We start from the raw sequence: 14,415 nt of genomic DNA, 5'->3' as shown, positions 1-14,415 counted from the left end.
CGCTCCGGGAAAGCTGGGTCCTGGCCGGAAGAGGGCAGCCGAAAAGCCCCTCGCAGTGAGATCCGATCCCCTGGCCACCACCCGTCGAAAAGGCCCGCGGCACCGCCGCACCGCGCCCTCGCACGCCCCTGCACCCGCCAGTACGCCCTCGCACTCCATGTCACGGCTCGATTCCCGACACGTCAGAAAGCAGAGGAAGCCATGCGTTCCGTCGCCGTAGTCCTCGGCACCCGCCCGGAAGCCATCAAGTTCGCGCCGGTCATCCGCGCCCTCCGGGAAGACCCGCGCTTCGAGCCCGTCGTGATCTCCACCGGGCAGCACCGCCAGATGCTGGACGAGACCCTCGACGCCTTCGGCCTCACCGCCGACGTCGACCTGAAGGTGATGGCCCCCAAGCAGACCCTCTCCCAGGTCACCTACCGGTCGCTGCGCGGCCTGGAGGACTACTTCGCCACCGCGCCCGCCGACGCGGTCCTGGTCCACGGAGACACCGCCACGACCCTCACCGGGGCCCTGGCCGGATTCCACCAGCGGATCCCCGTCGTCCACGTCGAGGCCGGACTGCGCAGCGGCCGGCTCGGCTCGCCCTTCCCCGAGGAGGGCAACAGACGGCTCGTCGCCCAGGTCGCCGCCCTCCACCTGGCGCCCACCCCCGGCAACCTGGCGAACCTGCTCCGCGAGGGCATCGCCGCCGACACGATCACGGTCACCGGCAACACCGTCATCGACGCACTGCGCTGGGCCAGCGGCCGCGCCGAGAGCTACGGCGCCCCCGCCCTGGCCGACCTCGACCTCGATCCGCGCCGGGTCGTCCTGGCCTCCGCGCACCGCCGCGAGGCCTGGCCGCACCTGCCGCAGATCGGCCGGGCCCTGGCCCGCATCGCCGACGAGCCCGGAGTGCGCGTCGTCGTCCCGCTGCACCGCAACCCGGTCGTCCGCGAGGCACTGCTCCCTTACATCGGCGGCCACCCGGGCATCACCGTCGTCGACCCGTTGCCCTACCTCAGCTTCTGCAAGCTCATGGGCCGCGCCGACCTCATCGTCTCGGACAGCAGCGGCAGCCAGGAGGAAGGGCCCGCGCTCGGCAAGCCCACCCTGGTCCTCGGCGACGTCACCGAGCGGTCCGAGGCCATCGTCGCCGGCACCGCCTGCCTCGTCGGCACGGCCACCGAGGGCATCGTCGCCCACACCCTGGAGCTGCTGCGCGACCGGGCCGCGTACGACCGGATGGCGAACGCCGCCAACCCGTACGGCGACGGACTGGCCACCGCCCGCACGGTCGCCGCGCTCGCCCACTTCTTCGGCCTGGGACCCGCGCCCGAGCCCTTCGTCCCCGACAGCGCCGTCGACGAGCTCAGCGTCGAGCTCGCCCGTACGGCCGACTTCGCCCGCACCTGAACCCCGGAGAGGAAGCAGCCGCATGAGCGCCACCCCGTCCGCCGTCGAACGCCCCCTGAACTTCAGCACCCCGTACCTGAGGGCCGCGCTCGTCCGCGACGCCGTGGACTACACCGTCGAAGGTCGCACTATCGTCGTCAACCCCGGTGTGACCCCCGTGACCATCGCGGAGACACCCCGCAAGACCATCCCCCCGCTCTCCTCGACCGTCCTCGCCGACACCCGCATCGAGAAGGCCGACGCGCTCCTCCTCCTGCGCAGCGCCCCCGACGGCACCGACATCACCGGCATCACCGCGGAACCCGGCTGGTCCCACCTCGCCGACCTCCTCGGTCCCGGCGAGTTCCCCCGCGAGACCGCCCTCCACCGCAGCCCCCAGGACGACATCAACACCGTCCTGTTCGACCCGGCCCACGTACTCGGCGAGCGCGAGAGCGCCATGGACCTGCGCGAGTTCAACGTCCGCGCCAACCTCTGGTTCTCACCCGCCGGAACCGACTGCGCCGTCCACAACAGCCACGACTTCATCGAGGTCCACACCCAGGTGCACGGCCTGGGCCGGATGCAGCGCTTCCGGGACAGCGACCACGCCTCGCTCTACCAGGACGTCCTGATGAGCCCCGGCTACACCACCCCGGACCCGTTCTGCGCCACCGGCCCCCAGTGCACCTACCACTACCCCTGGCACCAGTACCGGGCCGACACCGACTGCATCTGGCTCGCGATTGAGTACCACCCCGTGCCCCGCGCGCTGCGCACCCTCCACCCCGCGACCACCTCCGCCCTCACCTCCCTGGAGAGCCACTCATGACCGCCAACGGCACCGGCAAGAGCACCGAAACCGCTCTGCGCGCCCCGAAGTTCACCGCCGAGATCGTCGCCGACCAGCTCCGCGACGGCTACTGGCTGGAGGCGCCCGACATCGACGGCGACGGCCGGCCCGACCTGTTCGGCTACGGGCTGCGCCTCGGCGAGATCTACTGGTACGCGAACGACGGCGACTGGACCCGCCGGCTGATCGCCGACCGCATCAAGATGCCCGTCGGCGCCGACTTCGCCGACGTCAGCGGCAACGGCCACCCCGACGTCATCGTCTGCTACGACCTCTACGGCCCGATCGGCACGATCCACGACGCCAACACCGAAGGCGGCAAGATCGACTGGCTGGAGAACCCGGGCACCCCCGACAAGGACGAGTCCCGCTGGAAGCGCCACTACGTCGGCCGCGCCACCGGCATGCACCGCCTGCGCGCCGGCCACTTCACCCGCACCGACCGGCTCCAGATCATCGGCCTGCCGATCGTCGCCAAGGAGGACGTCCACGCCGTACTGCCCGTCGTGCTGTTCACGCAGCCCGACGACGTGCACACGGCCGAGGAGTGGCCGATGACCGTCATCGACGACAGTCACTTCCGGATGATCCACGGCGCAGAGAAGAAGAAGGGCCTGGTCCCCGGCTCCGAGCTCGAATCCCTGCTGCTGGCCTCCGACGAGGGCGTCACCTGGCTCTGGTTCGACGAAGCCCGCCAGGAGTGGGTCCGCGAGCTGATCGGCACCGGCGAGCTCACACAGTTCGAGCAGACAGGCTTCCGCGGCAGCGGCGACCTCAACGCGGGCCGGCTCGGCGACGACCCGATGGCCTACGTCGCCGCGATCGAGCCCTTCCACGGCAACACCGTGGCCGTCTACACCAAGGCCGGCGGCGGCGAGGGCTGGAACCGCGTCCTGCTCGACGTGTACGGCGACCCCAACGAGAACGGCGAGGGCCCCGGCCACCAGATCGTCTGCGCCGACTTCGACGGCGACGGCGACGAGGAGTTCCTCGTGGCCCTGCGCGGACCGTGGCCGTGGCAGGGCGTCATGTACTACAAGGCGATCGACGCGGCCAACGGCGTCTGGGCCAAGTGGCGGGTCTCCGAGGAATCCGTCGCCCGCATCGCCACCGCCGACTTCAACGGGGACGGGCGCCTCGACTTCGCCACCATCGCGTACTCCGTCCAGAACTACTACGTGGCCAAGGACGCCAAGCTCATGGTCTACCGCAACGAGATCGACCAGTAGGCCCGTTCCGTCCCTCCCGGCAGTCCCGTACGCCCCTTCGTGCCGCCGGGACCGCGCACCGCACGGCGGAGCCCGGTCCCGGCGGCTGCCCCCCCGACGAACCCCACTCCCGAAAGAGCGATCTCCTGTGGCCTCCACGACGCCCTCCGAAGCAGCGAAGCGGGCGAAGCTGCCCTCCCTCACCGGCCTGCGGTTCTTCGCCGCGCTCCTGGTCTTCTTCTTCCACTCGTCCCTGACCGACTCCCCGATACCGCCGAACGCCCCGATCAACCCCTTTGCCGACGCCTCGATCGCCGACGGGTTCTCCACGGCCTTCAGCAAGGCCGGCTACCTCGGCGTCTCGTTCTTCTTCGTGCTCTCCGGCTTCGTCCTCGCATGGGCCTCACGGCCGGGTGAGCGCGTCACAGCCTTCCTGCGCCGAAGACTCCTGAAGATCTTCCCGAACCACGTCGTCGTCTTCGCCGCCGCGATGATCCTCTTCGCCGGCGCCGCCGTCACCAGCGTCGCCGACTGGCTGCCGAACCTGCTCCTCGTCCACACCTGGTTCCCGCAGGCGAGCGTCAACCTCAGCGTGAACCCGCCGAGCTGGTCCCTCGGCAGCGAGCTGCTCTTCTACGTGCTCTTCCCGCTGCTCATCGTTGCGATCCGCAGGATCCGGGGCTCCGCCCTGTGGGTGTGGAGCGCCCTGATGGTCGTCGGCATGGTCGCCGTCCAGCTGATCTCGACCTACGTCGTCCCCGACACCCCGAAGTCGGCCATCACGCCCGTCTCCGACATGCAGTTCTGGTTCGGCTACCTGCTGCCGCTGGGCCGCGTGTTCGAGTTCGCCCTCGGCATCCTGCTCGCCCGCGTCGTCCTGGCCGGCCTCTGGCCGCGGCGCGTCGGCTTCGGCGCCGCCCTCGTCCTGACCGTCCTGGGCTACGCCGCGGCCATGATCGCCCCGTTCCAATACGGATTCGTCGTCGCGACGATCGTCCCGGTCGCCGCACTCATCGGAGCCACCGCCCAGGCCGACGTGGACGGCCGCGCCACCTTCCTGCGCAGCCGGCCCATGGTCTGGCTCGGCGAGGTGTCCTTCGGCTTCTACCTCGTCCAGGGCGTCACGATCTTCTACCTCCGCTCGCTGCTGGGTGAGAACACCTACAGCGTCCCGGTCGCCCTGCTGGTGATCGCCGGATTCTTCGCGGCCTCGCTGCTGGGCGGCTGGCTCCTGTTCCGCTTCGTCGAGATGCCCGCCATGCGCCGCTTCGGGCGCGCCAGGCCTCGTGCAAAGCCGGTCCCGGACCCGGCTCCGGCAGCCCCTGAGCCGGCCGGCGAGCGGACCCCGGTCACCGCGGCCGCCCGCGACTGACCGGCGATCCTGTCCGCTGCCCTCCGCCCTACTGCTCTCCGCCCGCGTCGGCATCCGCCGCCGCGGGCTTCGGGCTGCCGTGCCCGGGAGCGGCCGCCGGACCGGCGGTCAGGCTCGACAGCATGCGCAGCGCCGCGTCGGAGGGAGAGGACTCGGGGGCGCTGTAGAGCAGCATCCGGTGGTTGGTGCCGTCGGTGAGGTGCAGGTTCTCGAAATCGAGGGTGAGAGGCCCCACGACCGGATGGTGCAGCGTCTTGGTGCCGACGGTGCAGTCCCGTACGGGGTGCTTCGACCACAGGGAGGCGAAGTCGGGGCTCTGCAGCATCAGGGACCCGATCAGCTCCGCGAGCGCACGGTCCTGCGGATTGCGCCCGGCGACCAGGCGCAGGGCCGCCAGGGCGACCCGGGCCTCGCTCTTCCAGTCCGTGTAGAGCTCCCGGGTGTGCGGGTCGAGGAACAGCATCCGCGTGAGGTTCGGGCGGACGGCCGGATCGTCGGGGCTCGCCATGTCGACGTGCCCCGCGAGCAGGGCGTGGCCCAGCGGATTCCAGGCGAGCACGTTGTTGCGGCCGTCCAGGACGACGGCCGGGACCTGCGGCATCGCGGCGATCAGCCGGCGCGTGGTGTTGCGGGCGTACTCGGGACGCGGCGACTGGGCCCGCTTGGCGCGCGGCGGCCGGGCCAGGTTCATCAGGTGCGCGTGCTCGTCCGGGGTCAGGCGCAGGGCGCGGGCCAGAGCGTCGAGGACGCTGTCCGAGGCGTTCGTGCTCTGCCCCTGCTCCAGGTGGGTGTAGTACGTGATGCTCACGCCGGCCAGCAGGGCGAGCTCCTCGCGCCGCAGCCCGGGTACGCGCCGACGGGTGCCGTGGGTGGGGAGCCCGACGTCCTCGGGCTGGAGCTGGGCGCGACGAGTGCGGAGGAACTCGCCCAGGGCAGTCGGTGTGTCCATACGTTCCAGTGTGCCGGGGGAGGGCGCCGATCGGTGCCCGTGAAGGTGGCCCTGGGAGTGCTAGCTTGCCCGGCGCCAGCACAACCAGGGGGCTGGGTAACCCTCTCCGGCCGATCCAGAGTCGATGACGCAACAGCTCGTTGCGTGATCGAGAGGATGTGGGTCGGCGATGTCGGTTGTCGAGGGTGCTCGGGTCGATACGGGAACTGAGGGGCCCGTTCGTCTGGACGGGCGTCTGAAGTTGGTTCTTGTGGTGCTGCTGGTGGCGCAGTTCATGCTGGCGGTTGATTTCTCGATTCTGAATGTGGCGTTGCCGGTGATCGGTGACGGGCTTGGTTTCTCGTTGTCGAATCTGCAGTGGATCGCGACGTCGTTCGCACTGTGTGCTGCTGGTTTCACGTTGTTGTTCGGTCGGGTGGCGGACCTGTTCGGTCGGCGTCGGCTGTTCCTGGTGGGTCTGGCGGTGCTGGGTCTGTCGTCGCTGGCGGGTGGTCTGGCGACGAGTCCGGAGATGCTGCTGGTTGCCCGTGTGTTCCAGGGTCTGGCGACGGCGGCGGTGACGCCGGCGGGTCTGTCTCTGCTGACGACTTCGTTCCCGGAGGGTCCGCTGCGTCAGAAGGCGCTGGGCTTGAACGGTGCGTTGATGTCGGCGGGTTTCACGACGGGGGCGATCCTGGGTGGTGTTCTGACGGATCTGCTCTCGTGGCGGTGGGCGTTCTTCATCAACGTGCCGGTGGCGCTGGCGGTGTTGTTCATCGCTCCGGTGGTGATCAAGGAGTCGCGTCCGTCGGTGCGTCCGAAGCTGGACCTGCCGGGTGCGACGGCCGTGACGCTGGGTCTTCTTGCGCTGATTTACGGTCTGACGCAGGCGGGTGAGCACGGCTGGGGCTCGGGCGGTGCGCTGGGCTGGCTGGCGGCGGGTGTGGTGCTGCTGGTGGTGTTCTATGCGGTCGAGTCGAAGAGTGCGGCTCCTTTGGTGCCGGTGTCGGTGCTGAAGAAGAAGACGGTGGCCTGGGGCAATATTGCGGGTCTGATCGCGTTCCTGACGGAGACGAGTCTGGTCTTCCTGATGACGTTGTATCTGCAGGAAGTGCTGGACTTCTCTCCGCTGGCGGCGGGTCTGTCGTTCGGTGTGCTGGGTGTCGGCACGGTGATCGGTGGTTCGGTCGCGCCGCGGGTGATTGCCGCGACGAGCACCCGCGCCACGCTGATCGTGGGTGGTGTGCTGCAGGCGGTGGCGACGCTGAGTCTGATCGCGCTGGGTGAGACCTCGTCGAGCATGTGGCTGCTGTTGACCGCCACCTTTGCGGGTGGTGTGGGGAACATGCTGGTGATCGTCGGGTTCATGGTGACGGCGACGACGGGGCTTCCGGATCACGAGCAGGGTATGGCGACGGGTCTGGCGACGATGACCCAGCAGATCGGCATCACGATGGGCACGCCGGTCATGTCGGCCATCGCCGCCGCGAACACCGACATCCATGACGGGATCACGACCGCGGTCATCGTGAACACCGCCATCGTCCTCGTCGGCACCCTCACCACCGCACTCTTCCTGCGCACCAGGCGGTCCCACTGACGAAGTGCGTGCCTCCACTAAGGCAACTCCGCCTTGTGACAGCCCTGCCCCGGCCGCGAACGTTGGCCCCGGGCCCGGCGCGAGCGCCGGCTACCGATGGAAAGGAACCCCGATGGCCGCACCCACCGTCGTCAGCTGGGAGCAGGTGTCCGTCCCCTCCGCGTCCGGCCCTCTTCCCGCCCGGGCCTACCGGCCGGGCACCGGGTCACCGCAGGGCTGGCTGGTGTGGGCCCACGGAGGCAGCTGGCGCGCCGGATCCGCCCAGGACTGGCACGGCGCCACGGCCGAACTCGCCCAGACGTCCGGCTTCGGCGTCGTGAGCGTGGACTACCGCCTGGCTCCCGACGTACGCCACCCGGCCATGGTCGAGGACGTCCTGTCCGCCCTGGCCTGGGCCGGGGAGCAGGACCGGCCGGGCGGTGCCCCGCCCGTCCTGGCCGTCGGCGGGGACAGCGCCGGCGGCACCCTCGCCGCCTCCGCCGCGCTCGTCTGCCGCGACCGCGGGATCCCGCTGGCCGCACAGGTACTGGCGTACCCGCCGCTCGACCCCGGGTGCGCGGCGGCCTCGTACCACCGCTTCCCCGACCTCTTCCCCACGGCCTCCTACCTGATGGCGGCCTGGCAGGACTACCGGCAGCCGGGCCGCCCGGTGGCCGCGGACGGCACACGCCTGCACAGCACCCCCTTCGAGGCCGCCGACCTGCGCGGACTCGCACCGGCCGTCCTCGCCACCGGCGACCTCGATCCCGTCGGCGACGACGTGCACCACTACGGGCGGCTCCTGCGGGCCGCCGGGGTGGAGGTCACCCTGCGGGAATTCCGGCAGACGGGACACGGGGCGTTCCTGCAACCCGGCCGCGGCCCCGGCGGGCACCACCCGGCCGCGTCGCTGCGCGGCTGGCTGGGACGGGCCCTGCACCCCTTCCTCCCTCACTCACCGAACTGGAGCTGACATGACCACCACCTCCGGCGTCCCCAACCTCGACGCCCTGCTGCGCCACTTCGCCGATCTGCGCGACGGCATCCACGGCGGTGCCGTCACCCGGCCCGACAAGGAGGAGCACTTCCGTACCGCCGCGCGCCTGCTGGACCCGTACGCCCGCCGGGCGCTCGGCGAGCTCAACGACGAACTGCTCCTCGGGCAGGGCGTGATCGACGCCAGCGGTGTGCAACGCGCCGACGACGGCAGCCTCTTCCACGCCTGGACCCTGTGGTGGGACGAGCAGTCGGCCGCCGACATCCCGCCCGTCACGCTGTACGCGCACTACGGAGCCTCCTTCCACCACCCGCACCTGCGCGGAGCGACGGTCTCAGAATGGCCGCTGAACGTCTTCGACGACGCGCAGGCCGCCGCCGAACTGCCCACCCTGCACGCGATCGCCGCCGCCGACCTCCACAACCTCGTCTTCGAACGGGACTTCAGGATCGTGCCCGCGACGATGGCGGGCGCCACTGGTCTCCCCGCCCACCAGCACTGAAAGGCGGCCCGTCATGACGAAGCTGCGACTGTCCGTACTGGACCAGACCCCCGTCGGCGAGGACCACACCCCGGACCAGGCGCTGCGCGCGTCCGTGGACCTGGCCCGCAGCGCCGACGAACTCGGCTACACCCGCTACTGGGTCGCCGAACACCACGACTCGCCGGGCTTCGCGAGCAGCGCGCCGGAGATCCTCGCGGGCACACTGCTCGCCCGCACCTCGCGGATGCGGATCGGCACCGGCGGTGTGCTGCTGCCGCGCTACGACCCGGCGAAGGTGGCCGAGGTGTTCGGCGTACTGGCCTCCCTCCACCCGGGACGCGTCGACCTCGGGATCGGCCGGGCCGGCGGCCCCGCCCGCGACTTCCCGCAGCGGCTGGCGGACCTGCGCGCACTGCTGGGCGAGGGCGGGGTCGTCCCGCACGCGCCGGTCCCGCCGCAGATGTGGCTGCTGGGCGCGGGACGCGAATCGGCGCGACTGGCCGGACTGCTGGGGACACGGTTCGCCTTCGGGCACTTCTTCTCCCCGGTCGGCGGCCGGGAGGCGATCGAGGACTACCGCGCCCGGTTCCGTACCTCCACCGGCGTGAGGCCGGGCGGCGCGCTCGCGGTCCGCGTGGTGACGGCGGACAGCGCCGGCCGCGCGGAGGAACTGGCCCAGAGCTTGCTGCTGTGGCGCGCCCGCAAGGACCTCGGCCAGGACGGCCCGCTGCCGTCGTACGAGACCACGCGCCGCCACCGCTGGACGGGCGCGGAGCTGGAACGGGCCAAGGTGCACCGCGCGGCCCTGGTCTCCGGGGCGCCGGAGCAGGTGTCCGCGACCCTGACGGCCCTCGCCGGGAGCCACGGCGTGGACGAGCTGATCGTCAACACCCTGACCTGCGATCCGTCCGACCGCCGGCGCTCGTACGAACTCCTCGCCGAGACCTTCGCCCTCCCGGCGTCCCTCCCGGAGGCCGCGGCCCCCGTGGCAGCGTCGCGCGCCTGAGCACCGTCGGTCCACGGTGCGCGGAGACCCGGCGGGCGTCCGGGCGGGCGTCCGGGCGGGCGGACTCCGGCCGTTCGGGGTGGAGTCCGGCGATCGGCGTGCTGCATGATCGTCGGTGGATCGTCGGGACGAGGGGGAGACCATGGGCAGGCATGTCGGGTTCGAGCGACTGCACAACTTCCGGGACCTGGGCGGGTATCGGTCGGCCGACGGCCGGACCGTGCGGTGGCGGACGGTCTACCGGGCCGACTCGCTCGGCAAGCTGGCGGGCGACGACTGGGAGCGGTTCCTGGGGCTGGGCATCGGCACCGTGATCGACCTGCGCTATCCCTGGGAGATCGAGGCCAAGGGGCAGGTGCCCGAGGCCGAGCGGTTCCGGTACGTGAACCTGAGCATCGAGCACCGGCCCTACGACCAGGCCGAGATCGACCCGGAGCTCGACCCCTGGCGCTACCTCGCCGACCGGTTCGCCGAGGTCACCGAGGACGGAGCCGCCGAGATCCGGCAGGTGATCGAGGAGGTGGCGCAGGCGCCCGGCCCCGTCGTCTTCCACTGCACCTCGGGCAAGGACCGGACCGGGCTGATCGGCGCGTTCGTCCTCACCCTCCTCGGGGTGGAACGGGCCGACGTCCTCGCCGACTTCGCGCTGACCGAGCTGGCCACCGAGCGCCTCGCCGCGGACTGGCGGGCCGCCAACCCGGGCCGGGTCATGAAGTGGCCGAGCTACGGCCGCGCCCCCGCCGTCGTCATGGAGCTGGTGTTCGGGGACCTGGAGGCCCGGTACGGATCGGTGGAGGGCTACCTCGGGGAGCGGGCCGGGCTGTCGCAGCGGACCGTGGAGCGGTTGCGCTCCCGCCTGCTGACCGCCGACAGCCGCTGACCGGCGGCGGCGCCCGCGCGACGTGAAGTCGCCCTGGTGGGGCCACCGGCGCATCTCCTACCATCGGAACACGGGTGGGGGAGGGGGTGCGTTCATGGCGGCACACATGGGGCGGCTGGAACGCTTCGTTGCCTGGGTGCTGCGGAACGCCGACGTCGTGGTCGCCCTGGGCATCGCGATGGCGGTCGGACTCCTGGACATCTTCGGCGACGTCATCAGTGACGACGTCTCCTCCGGTGCCACCCTCGTCGTCCTCGGCCTCCTCGCGACCGGGTCGCTAGTGGAGCGCGTACGCCGCCCCGCCAGCATCCAGGAGGCGATGAGCGGGACGCGCCAAGCCCTGGAAGACCTCGCGATGGTGCGTTCGCTCTCGGGCAACGAGGTCGGCGAGGCCCTGCGCAAGGCCCGCCAGCAGACCAACCTCTGGTACTTCAAGGGCGGTACGGGCACCTACCTGCGGGCGGTCACGCTGCCCCAGTGCGTGAGCGCCGCGAAGGAACACCGTTCCCAGCTCAATGTGAAGATCGACATCGTCAATCCGGCCGACGAACGCGCCTGCGCCGCATACGCCCGCTTCCGGCAGATGTTCGGAGTGCAGCGCCGCGGCGACGAACCGTGGACCACCGACCGGGTCCGCCGGGAGTCGTACGCGACCGTCCTCGCCGCCTGCTGGTACCAGCGGCAGCTGACGACGCTCGAGATCAGCGTGCACCTGTCCGCCGCCGTGCCGACCCTGCGCTTCGATCTGTCCGAGACCTGCCTGATCATCACCCAGGACGACCAGTCCCGGGTGAACCTGCTGGTGGAGCGCGGCCAGCCGCTCTACGACTACTACGTGACCGAGCTGCACCAGAGCCGCGAGCAGGCGACCGTGCTCGACCTGCGCGTCGCCTCGCCGCTCGGCCAGGAGCCCACCGTCGACGAGGTGCGGGCGCTCTTCGACGGCCTGCGGCTGCCCCTGCCGCGCGTCTTCACCGACAGCGACATCGGCAAGATCATCGAGAAGGCACTGCATGCGGAGGACCCCTACAGGAGGTGATGCGCTCCGGCGCGTGCCATGGACCACGAGCTCGAAAGGACTCTTGTCGCCCTGGAGGAAATCGCCTCCGGGACCCGGGAGTTGCGTGCCGTCCGCCATCCGCTCGGATTTCTGTGCCTGCCCCTGCTGAGAGAGGGCCCGCACGGAATCTGCGTACACCTCTTCGACACCGACGACCACGCCGAACCGGACGCGTCACCGATGCACGCCCACAGCTGGGAACTGCGCAGCCGTGTGCTGTTCGGGCGGGTGGCCAACCTGCCGGTACGGACCGGCGTGGTACGGGACGGGGAGGACGGCGCGACCCACCGGGTCTTCGAGGTGCATAGCGGGAGCGACGGCGTGGACGATATCCGGCCGACCTCCGTCCTGGTGCGGAGCGAACCGGGCCCCGCCCTCGTCAGCTCCGGCGGGGAGACCTACACCCTGGCGGCGGGCGAGTTCCACGCCACCGCCCTGGAGGGCGCGGAGCCCGCGGCCACCCTGGTGCACGGCATGTCGGTCCCCGGCCGGCTCGACCTCTCCCTCGGCCCGCTCGACGGCGGGCCGCGCCGCACGACCCGCCGGCTGTGCGACACCGCGCAGACCGTGCGCAGCGTCCATACCGTCCTCAGGAGGATCGATGCCCAGCAGCGGGCCTGATTTCGACCACGAGAGGCAGATCGCCGTCGCCGCCGCGCAGGAGGCGGGCCGCCTGCTGCGCAGCCGTTTCGGCACGGCGCGGTGCGTGCGTACGAAGGGCGGGTCCGGGGACGTCCTGATGGACCTCGACCTCGCCGCCGAGAAGCTCGTCCTGCGCCGCTTGCAGCACCACTTCCCGCACGACCGGATCCTGTCCGAGGAGGCCGGGCTGCTCGACGCCGCGGGCGAACGCACCTGGCTGGTCGACCCGCTGGACGGCAGCAACAACGTCGTGATCGGGCTGCCCACCTACGCGGTGGGAATCGGGTTGTGCCTGGGAGGCACCCCGGTGATGGGGGTGGTGCACGAACCGGTCACGGGGGAGACCTGGCACGCGGTCAGGGGATACGGGGCCCACGGGCCGTCCGGCGCTCTGCCCGGCCCCGGCCGCACGCTGCCGAGCCCCGGGCCCGTCGTCGCCTGGACGCAGGGATACGCCGTGGAACGGGGCGACGCGAGCGCCGTGGCCCTGCGCGCAGTGCTGGAGCTGCGCTGCCGGCGGGTCCTGCAGCTGTGGGCGCCGCTGCTCGGCTGGAGCCTGCTGGCGCGCGGCACCATCGACGCGTTCGTCGGCTACCGCGCCGAGGGCGTGGACCTGCCGACCGGGGCGCTGCTCGCGGCCGAGGCCGGGGTGGAACTGCGCACCCTGTCCGGGGCGGCGTTCAGCCCCGGCTTCGCGGGGGCCGACACCGGGCGCAGCTTCGTCGCGGCGCGCGGCGAGACCCTCGCGTACCTGCTTGCCGACGTGGGCGCCGTCACCCGAGACACGGCCTAGGAGGTCGCCGCCAGCGCCAGCGTCGCGGCCAGGGTGCCCGCCACCGCCAGCACGAACCCCGTACCGAAGAAGCGGCCCAGGTCGATCCGGGTGCCGTGCCAGCGGCACCGTTCGAACCACAGCAGGGTGGCCAGCGAGGCCCACGGCGTGATGAGCGGGCCCACGTTGACGCCGATGAGCTGTGCGAGCAGCTGCTCGTGGTTGGCCACCGGGATGGCCGCCTCGCCGGCCAGGTACGCCGGGAGGTTGTTCAGCACGTTGGAGAAGCCCGCACCGACCGCCGCCGACCTCAGCATGCCCACCAGGTCGTTGTCGGACCCCATGGCGGCGGCGAGGATGTCGTGCAGTCCGTGCGCGTTGACCGTCTCCACGACCAGGAACATGCCCGGCACGAGGACCAGGAGCCGCCACGGGACCAGGGAGAGGCGCAGCGTCTCCCGGCTGCGCACCCAGAAGGCCACCACCACGATCAGCGCGGCCGCCATCGACGCCGACCACAGCGGTACGTCGGCCAGCAGGATCGCCAGCAGGAACCCGGCGCACGCCACCGCGCACACCCGGAACAGGACCCGGTCCACGGGCCGCGGCAGGGGCGGAGGCGTGTAGCGGGGCTCGCCGCGGCGGCCCGGGCGCCAGTAGAAGACCCAGAGGCAGACCATCGTGACCGCGATCGCCGCCAGCTGCGGCGCCCACATGGTGGCGGCCATCTCCGACGGGGTCAGCGCGATCCGGTCCGCGGCCAGCAGGTTCGTCAGGTTCGACACGGGAAGCAGCAGGCTCGCCGTGTTCGCCAGCCAGACCGTGGTCATCGCCAGCGGTACGGGCGCGATGCCGACCCGGGTCGCCAGCGCGAGCATCACCGGGGTCAGCAGAACCGCCGTCGTGTCCAGGTTGAGGGTGATGGTAGTGACGGACGCGAACAGCACGCAGAGGCAGAAGAGCAGGGGATACCGCCCGCGGCCCGCCCGTGCCACCCAGGTGGCGACGACGTCGAAGACCTCGGCCTTGCCGGTCAGCTCGGCGAGGACGATGACGGTCGCCAGGAACACCAGCAGCGGACCGACGCGCTCCATCACGTCCGAGGCGTGCCCGGTGGGCAGCAGTCCCGTGGCGACGCACAGTGCACCGAGTGCGAGCAGGCCGCCGGCGAGCCAGTCCAGTGGATGCAGACGCCTGAGGAAAGACACGGCGAACAGGTTCGCACATACACACGCCCCGGCATCAGACGGGGCGGAC

At 71.4% G+C, this 14,415-nt stretch carries 14 protein-coding genes; 12 read left to right on the top strand and 2 right to left on the bottom strand.

The annotated features are described in order from the left end of the window. Positions 1–201 precede the first annotated feature (201 nt). The 4 genes from wecB to OG444_RS06790 all read left to right on the top strand — a co-directional run bounded on the left by wecB (position 202) and on the right by OG444_RS06790 (position 4,810). Entirely contained in the window at positions 202–1,398 is a 1,197-nt protein-coding gene (wecB, locus tag OG444_RS06805) for a non-hydrolyzing UDP-N-acetylglucosamine 2-epimerase (RefSeq protein WP_327261277.1), read from the top strand. A 22-nt stretch (positions 1,399–1,420) separates the two neighbouring features. Further along, positions 1,421–2,209 (top strand): hypothetical protein, encoded by a 789-nt coding sequence (locus OG444_RS06800; RefSeq protein ID WP_327261276.1) that lies wholly within the window; start codon positions 1,421–1,423, stop codon positions 2,207–2,209. Beyond that, positions 2,206–3,459: an FG-GAP repeat domain-containing protein gene (locus OG444_RS06795; protein WP_327261275.1), complete on the top strand. Its 1,254-nt coding sequence runs from the start codon at positions 2,206–2,208 to the stop codon at positions 3,457–3,459. Before OG444_RS06800 ends, OG444_RS06795 begins: the two co-directional genes overlap by 4 nt. 127 nt (positions 3,460–3,586) lie before the next feature. Beyond that, positions 3,587–4,810: an acyltransferase family protein gene (locus tag OG444_RS06790; protein ID WP_327261274.1), complete on the top strand. Its 1,224-nt coding sequence runs from the start codon at positions 3,587–3,589 to the stop codon at positions 4,808–4,810. A gap of 28 nt (positions 4,811–4,838) precedes the next feature. Here the strand turns inward: OG444_RS06790 and OG444_RS06785 are convergent, their stop codons facing one another. Then, positions 4,839–5,759 (bottom strand): helix-turn-helix transcriptional regulator, encoded by a 921-nt coding sequence (locus OG444_RS06785; RefSeq protein WP_327261273.1) that lies wholly within the window; start codon positions 5,757–5,759, stop codon positions 4,839–4,841. Between the two features lie 169 nt (positions 5,760–5,928). Between OG444_RS06785 and OG444_RS06780 the strand changes: the two genes are divergently transcribed. The 8 genes from OG444_RS06780 (at position 5,929) to OG444_RS06745 (ending at position 13,179) form a co-directional block, all read left to right on the top strand. Then, a complete protein-coding gene (locus tag OG444_RS06780) occupies positions 5,929–7,338 on the top strand; it encodes an MFS transporter (RefSeq protein ID WP_327261272.1) in 1,410 nt (469 codons plus the stop codon). 112 nt (positions 7,339–7,450) lie between these two features. Then, complete coding sequence (locus OG444_RS06775; protein WP_327261271.1) at positions 7,451–8,290, top strand: alpha/beta hydrolase; 840 nt, start codon at positions 7,451–7,453, stop codon at positions 8,288–8,290. Position 8,291: 1 nt separating this feature from the next. Beyond that, positions 8,292–8,816 carry a hypothetical protein gene (locus OG444_RS06770; RefSeq protein ID WP_327261270.1) on the top strand — a complete coding sequence of 175 codons (525 nt, stop codon included), beginning with the start codon at positions 8,292–8,294 and terminating at the stop codon, positions 8,814–8,816. A 13-nt stretch (positions 8,817–8,829) separates the two neighbouring features. Next, on the top strand, positions 8,830–9,804 hold the full coding sequence (locus OG444_RS06765; protein ID WP_327261269.1) for an LLM class flavin-dependent oxidoreductase: 975 nt from the start codon (positions 8,830–8,832) through the stop codon (positions 9,802–9,804). Between the two features lie 142 nt (positions 9,805–9,946). Continuing rightward, on the top strand, positions 9,947–10,684 hold the full coding sequence (locus OG444_RS06760; RefSeq protein WP_327261268.1) for a tyrosine-protein phosphatase: 738 nt from the start codon (positions 9,947–9,949) through the stop codon (positions 10,682–10,684). 94 nt (positions 10,685–10,778) lie between these two features. Then, positions 10,779–11,723, top strand: a complete 945-nt coding sequence (locus tag OG444_RS06755) for a hypothetical protein (RefSeq protein ID WP_327261267.1) — start codon at positions 10,779–10,781, stop codon at positions 11,721–11,723. Between the two features lie 18 nt (positions 11,724–11,741). Continuing rightward, the gene (locus OG444_RS06750) at positions 11,742–12,365 is read left to right on the top strand and encodes a hypothetical protein (protein ID WP_327261266.1); all 624 of its coding nucleotides are present in this window, start codon (positions 11,742–11,744) and stop codon (positions 12,363–12,365) included. Further along, positions 12,346–13,179 (top strand): inositol monophosphatase family protein, encoded by an 834-nt coding sequence (locus OG444_RS06745; RefSeq protein WP_327261265.1) that lies wholly within the window; start codon positions 12,346–12,348, stop codon positions 13,177–13,179. The genes OG444_RS06750 and OG444_RS06745 overlap by 20 nt, the downstream gene beginning before the upstream one ends. Here the strand turns inward: OG444_RS06745 and OG444_RS06740 are convergent. Continuing rightward, on the bottom strand, positions 13,176–14,366 hold the full coding sequence (locus OG444_RS06740; RefSeq protein ID WP_327261264.1) for an SLC13 family permease: 1,191 nt from the start codon (positions 14,364–14,366) through the stop codon (positions 13,176–13,178). The two genes, OG444_RS06745 and OG444_RS06740, sit on opposite strands and share 4 nt — an antisense overlap. Positions 14,367–14,415: the final 49 nt, after the last annotated feature.

It is taken from the genome of Streptomyces sp. NBC_01232 (assembly GCF_035989885.1).
Lineage (GTDB): Bacteria > Actinomycetota > Actinomycetes > Streptomycetales > Streptomycetaceae > Streptomyces.
This window is presented reverse-complemented; position numbering and strand designations above follow the sequence as displayed.

Coding starts and splice junctions, on each gene's coding strand:
- OG444_RS06775 (WP_327261271.1), top strand. CDS start 7,451: ATGGCCGCACCCACCGTCGTCAGCTGGGAGCAGGTGTCCGTCCCCTCC.
- OG444_RS06765 (WP_327261269.1), top strand. CDS start 8,830: ATGACGAAGCTGCGACTGTCCGTACTGGACCAGACCCCCGTCGGCGAG.
- OG444_RS06750 (WP_327261266.1), top strand. CDS start 11,742: ATGGACCACGAGCTCGAAAGGACTCTTGTCGCCCTGGAGGAAATCGCC.
- OG444_RS06745 (WP_327261265.1), top strand. CDS start 12,346: ATGCCCAGCAGCGGGCCTGATTTCGACCACGAGAGGCAGATCGCCGTC.
- wecB (WP_327261277.1), top strand. CDS start 202: ATGCGTTCCGTCGCCGTAGTCCTCGGCACCCGCCCGGAAGCCATCAAG.
- OG444_RS06755 (WP_327261267.1), top strand. CDS start 10,779: ATGGCGGCACACATGGGGCGGCTGGAACGCTTCGTTGCCTGGGTGCTG.
- OG444_RS06795 (WP_327261275.1), top strand. CDS start 2,206: ATGACCGCCAACGGCACCGGCAAGAGCACCGAAACCGCTCTGCGCGCC.
- OG444_RS06800 (WP_327261276.1), top strand. CDS start 1,421: ATGAGCGCCACCCCGTCCGCCGTCGAACGCCCCCTGAACTTCAGCACC.
- OG444_RS06785 (WP_327261273.1), bottom strand. CDS start 5,759: ATGGACACACCGACTGCCCTGGGCGAGTTCCTCCGCACTCGTCGCGCC.
- OG444_RS06760 (WP_327261268.1), top strand. CDS start 9,947: ATGGGCAGGCATGTCGGGTTCGAGCGACTGCACAACTTCCGGGACCTG.
- OG444_RS06770 (WP_327261270.1), top strand. CDS start 8,292: ATGACCACCACCTCCGGCGTCCCCAACCTCGACGCCCTGCTGCGCCAC.
- OG444_RS06780 (WP_327261272.1), top strand. CDS start 5,929: ATGTCGGTTGTCGAGGGTGCTCGGGTCGATACGGGAACTGAGGGGCCC.